This window comes from Escherichia sp. MOD1-EC7003 (genome assembly GCF_002965065.1).
In the GTDB taxonomy this organism is placed as follows: Bacteria; Pseudomonadota; Gammaproteobacteria; order Enterobacterales; family Enterobacteriaceae; genus Escherichia.
The window spans coordinates 1-4,719 of record NZ_PTRE01000170.1 but is presented as its reverse complement, the minus strand read 5'-3'; the positions used below and the strand labels follow the sequence as shown (position 1 = coordinate 4,719).

Sequence of the window (4,719 nt, the reverse complement as noted above, 5' to 3'; positions counted from 1 at the left end):
TTTGTTCAGGAACACGATGATGTACGGAACGCCTACCTGACGACCCAGCAGGATGTGCTCACGAGTCTGCGGCATCGGGCCGTCAGTCGCAGCAACTACCAGGATTGCGCCGTCCATCTGAGCAGCACCGGTGATCATGTTTTTAACATAGTCAGCGTGCCCCGGGCAGTCTACGTGTGCGTAGTGACGGGTCGGGGTGTCGTATTCAACGTGAGAAGTGTTGATGGTGATACCACGTGCTTTTTCTTCCGGCGCGTTATCGATCTGGTCGAATGCGCGAGCAGCACCGCCGTAGGTTTTAGCCAGTACGGTAGTGATTGCAGCGGTCAGCGTTGTTTTACCATGGTCAACGTGGCCGATAGTACCGACGTTAACGTGCGGTTTTGTACGTTCAAACTTTTCTTTAGACATCGATTGTCCCTCTAAGACACGGATAAATCGGTGATATCACCACATCAACCAGGCAACATGCCCGACTTGTTGAATGTAATAAACAGAAGGAAAAAACAGGGAGGAGAAAAGAAGTGGTGCTGATAGGCAGATTCGAACTGCCGACCTCACCCTTACCAAGGGTGCGCTCTACCAACTGAGCTATATCAGCACATCTTGGAGCGGGCAGCGGGAATCGAACCCGCATCATCAGCTTGGAAGGCTGAGGTAATAGCCATTATACGATGCCCGCATCCTAGAACTCGGCTACCTGATTTTCATTCTGCACTGAATATTGAGAGAAGCTCTCTTTATTCGAGCCGGTAAGTGAACTTATCGTCTCGGGCTACGCCATCGCGTGGCCGGAATTGGTGGTGGGGGAAGGATTCGAACCTTCGAAGTCTGTGACGGCAGATTTACAGTCTGCTCCCTTTGGCCGCTCGGGAACCCCACCGGACTTGATGGTGCCGACTACCGGAATCGAACTGGTGACCTACTGATTACAAGTCAGTTGCTCTACCTACTGAGCTAAGTCGGCATCAAGTAGCGCGCATTCTATGGAGACATGCGAGTTCATGCAACTAAAAAATTGCATAATTTGTTTTGTTGGTCACATTTTATGCAACACGATGAAGAAACAGCCGAATGCAAGGCAGGTTAGCACACTTTTTCAACATCATTGTGCTCAACAATGCGCTCCTGCTAAACCATAATTCTTTTTACCAGATGGAATATCTGTCACATTGCTTTTCAACGATAGCTTCCTGGGAGAGATTTTTTCTTATTATTCCTCCCCATCTGGTGTTACCCTCCTGCCCATAAACCCATTCAACAGAACTGTGACGCGCCATGGCAAATATCGCTTTGCCGATAGAGCTATGACCGCCAGAAACATGCTTATGAGTATAAAAGAGCAAACGTTAATGACGCCTTACCTACAGTTTGACCGCAACCAGTGGGCAGCTCTGCGTGATTCCGTACCTATGACGTTATCGGAAGATGAGATCGCCCGTCTCAAAGGTATTAATGAAGATCTCTCGTTAGAAGAGGTTGCCGAGATCTATTTACCTTTGTCACGTTTGCTGAACTTCTATATAAGCTCGAATCTGCGCCGTCAGGCAGTTCTGGAACAGTTTCTTGGTACCAACGGGCAACGCATTCCTTACATTATCAGTATCGCTGGTAGTGTCGCTGTGGGGAAAAGTACAACCGCCCGTGTATTACAGGCACTATTAAGCCGTTGGCCGGAACATCGTCGTGTTGAACTGATCACGACTGATGGCTTCCTTCACCCTAATCAGGTGCTGAAAGAACGTGGGCTGATGAAGAAGAAAGGCTTCCCGGAGTCGTATGATATGCATCGTCTGGTGAAATTTGTTTCTGATCTCAAATCCGGCGTACCAAACGTTACAGCACCTGTTTACTCGCACCTTATTTATGATGTGATCCCGAATGGAGATAAAACTGTTGTTCAGCCTGATATTTTAATTCTTGAAGGATTAAATGTCTTACAGAGTGGGATGGATTATCCACACGATCCACATCATGTATTTGTTTCTGATTTTGTCGATTTTTCAATATATGTTGATGCTCCGGAAGACTTACTGCAGACATGGTATATCAACCGTTTTCTGAAATTCCGCGAAGGGGCTTTTACAGACCCAGGTTCCTATTTTCATAACTACGCGAAATTAACTAAAGAAGAAGCTATTAAGACTGCCATGACGTTGTGGAAAGAGATAAACTGGCTGAACTTAAAGCAAAATATTCTACCTACTCGCGAGCGCGCCAGTTTAATCCTGACGAAAAGTGCTAATCATGCGGTAGAAGAGGTCAGACTACGTAAATAATTTTCGGGGGAGCTAATGCTCCCCTTTCTTATTTTTCTGCACTACGCAGGGATATTTCACCGCCCATCCAGGGTTTTATTATTCCATCCTGCTCAAGCAACAAAGCGCCCTGTTTGTCTATTCCGCGTGAAATGCCAAATATTTCTTTATCACCAATGATAAGTTTCACTGGGCGATTAATAAAATTATCCAGTTTTTCCCAGCGCGAAAGATAAGGTGCCAATCCTTCTTGCTCGAAGAGTTCCAGCGCCGTGCGTAATTCACGTATTAGCATGGCCGCCAACGTATTACGATCGAGATTGATCCCTACGTCCTGCAGCGTGATCCATCCCTGATTAACGACACTCTCTTCAACACGACGCATTGCCATGTTGATCCCGGCACCAATGACAATTTGTGCAGCATCGCCTGTTTTGCCTGTCAACTCCACAAGAATGCCTGCCAGCTTGCGATCCTGCAAATAGAGGTCATTAGGCCATTTAACACGAACTTTATCTGCACCCAGCTTGCGTAAGACTTCTGCCATCACGATACCGATAACCAGGCTTAAACCAATCGCCGCCGCCGGGCCTTGCTCCAGACGCCAGAACATCGACAAATATAAGTTTGCGCCAAAAGGCGAAAACCATTTCCGACCCCGGCGACCACGGCCAGCCTGCTGGTATTCTGCAACACAGGCATCGCCCGATTTAAGCTCTCCGATACGATCAAGAAGGTACTGATTCGTGGAGTCAATAACGGGCAGCACAGTTACACTACCGCCATCCAGCTGACCCAATATCTGTTCAGCATTAAGTAACTGGATAGGCTCAGGCAGGCTGTATCCTTTACCCGGAACGGTAAAGACATCAACGCCCCAGTCACGCAGTGTCTGAATGTGTTTATTAATAGCCGCCCGGCTCATTCCTAACGTTTCACCCAACTGCTCACCAGAGTGAAATTCGCCATTCGCTAACAGCGCGATTAATTTCAGCGGAACGGTATTATCCTTCATGAAATCGTCTCCACTGCGCTAACTTCACCTGATGCACCAATAAAGCGAACTTCGGGCTCAAGCCAGACATTAAATTTTTCACCCACTTTTTGTCTTACATGATGTGCCAGTTGCACGACATCTTCGCTTTTTGCATTGCCTTCATTAATGAGAACTAACGCCTGCTGACGGTGTACCGCAGCCCCACCAATTTGTGTTCCTTTTAGCTGACACTGATCGATAAGCCAACCTGCTGCCAGCTTTACTGAACCATCTGCCTGGAGGTAATTTGGTGCTGTTGGAAATTGTGCCAGTAATGCTTTAGCCGTTTCGGCAGATACAACAGGGTTTTTGAAGAAACTACCGGCGTTGCCATTCACTTTCGGGTCAGGGAGTTTGGTGGTGCGCATATGACATACCGCATCAAATACTTGCTGTGGCGTTACTGTCGTAGGATCCAGGCGAGTTAAGTCACCATACGTTAGTACAGGTTGCCACTCTTTTGGCAGACGCAGGCCTACGGCTACAATGGCGAAGCGGTCCTGGTATTCATGTTTAAAAATACTGTCGCGATAGCCAAAACGGCACTCTTTGGCAGTTAAGCGCACTTGCTTGCCTGTCGCCAGTTCCACGCAGTCGACATAATCGCAAACGCGCTGTAACTCTATGCCATAAGCACCAATATTCTGGATAGGTGATGAGCCGACACAACCAGGAATTAATGCCAGGTTTTCCAGACCGGGCATTCCTTGCTGCAAAGTGTATTGCACCAGATGATGCCAGTTTTCTCCTGCACCTACATGTAAATACCAGGCATCAGGCTTATCATTAATTTCGATACCTTTTATCCGGTTGATGATCACCGTTCCGCTGTAATCTTCCAGGAAAAGTACGTTACTTCCTTCACCCAGAATAAGAACTGGCTGTCCTTCTGCGGTTGCATGCTGCCAGGTATTGAGTAGTTGTTGTTCGTCTTCCGCGCATACAATGTACTTAGCATTGTGATCAATGCCAAAGGTATTCCAGGATTTTAAGGAGTAGTTCATAGCTGCTTTCCTGATGCAAAAACGTAGCTAGTTTACCGTATCTGCGAGGGGATGGCTTGTAGATATAACGATGGCAAGAGTTTGTAATTACGGGCGTTGGTGCCCAGCCTGGGCTGATTTTTCTCATGCCCCAGATGGTGGGGCATTTCAGCGTTGAGAGCAGCCTCAACGCTGATTTTTTTGAGCAGGCGATCGAACTGGCTGAGATCTTCAGGAGTTTTGAGATTTTTGGCCAGTTCATTAGCCAGAGCCTGTAATTGTTTTTCGTCCATAAATTCACCTTCATTTGATGTTGGATTGAACATATCAAAATCAGGCAATTACACAAATCTGTGTACAGGCTTCCGTGCCTGCGTAGGCCGGATAAGACGCGCCAGCGTCGCATCCGGCAGTTTTTTCGCACCAATGCAAAAAGGCCATC

4 protein-coding genes, 4 tRNA genes and 1 pseudogene are annotated in these 4,719 nt (G+C 47.3%); 1 reads left to right on the top strand and 8 read right to left on the bottom strand.

Annotation, left to right across the window (positions count from 1 at the left end):
- From A7090_RS22615 to A7090_RS22595, 5 genes are all read right to left on the bottom strand, one after another.
- Positions 1 to 411 (bottom strand): GTP-binding protein (locus tag A7090_RS22615; RefSeq protein WP_000031718.1); only part of this gene is annotated, 411 nt, incomplete at its 3' end.
- 114 nt (positions 412 to 525) lie between these two features.
- Positions 526 to 601 (bottom strand) — tRNA-Thr (locus A7090_RS22610).
- A gap of 6 nt (positions 602 to 607) precedes the next feature.
- Positions 608 to 682, bottom strand: a tRNA-Gly gene (locus A7090_RS22605).
- Positions 683 to 798: 116 nt separating this feature from the next.
- Positions 799 to 883: transfer RNA gene (locus A7090_RS22600), tRNA-Tyr, on the bottom strand.
- Between the two features lie 8 nt (positions 884 to 891).
- Positions 892 to 967: transfer RNA gene (locus A7090_RS22595), tRNA-Thr, on the bottom strand.
- A gap of 361 nt (positions 968 to 1,328) precedes the next feature.
- On the opposite strand from A7090_RS22595, the gene coaA reads away from it, so the two are divergent.
- The gene (gene coaA / locus A7090_RS22580) at positions 1,329 to 2,279 is read left to right on the top strand and encodes a type I pantothenate kinase (RefSeq protein ID WP_105275601.1); all 951 of its coding nucleotides are present in this window, start codon (positions 1,329 to 1,331) and stop codon (positions 2,277 to 2,279) included.
- 28 nt (positions 2,280 to 2,307) lie between these two features.
- On the opposite strand, the gene birA is transcribed toward coaA, so the two are convergent.
- From birA to A7090_RS22565, 3 genes and pseudogenes are all read right to left on the bottom strand, one after another.
- Complete coding sequence (gene birA / locus A7090_RS22575; RefSeq protein WP_105275600.1) at positions 2,308 to 3,273, bottom strand: bifunctional biotin--[acetyl-CoA-carboxylase] ligase/biotin operon repressor BirA; 966 nt, start codon at positions 3,271 to 3,273, stop codon at positions 2,308 to 2,310.
- Positions 3,270 to 4,298 carry a UDP-N-acetylmuramate dehydrogenase gene (murB, locus tag A7090_RS22570; RefSeq protein WP_105275599.1) on the bottom strand — a complete coding sequence of 343 codons (1,029 nt, stop codon included), beginning with the start codon at positions 4,296 to 4,298 and terminating at the stop codon, positions 3,270 to 3,272. Before murB ends, birA begins: the two co-directional genes overlap by 4 nt.
- Before the next feature lie 86 nt (positions 4,299 to 4,384).
- Positions 4,385 to 4,570: pseudogene (locus tag A7090_RS22565) on the bottom strand (hypothetical protein); the annotation flags it as partial.
- Between the last annotated feature and the right edge of the window lie 149 nt (positions 4,571 to 4,719).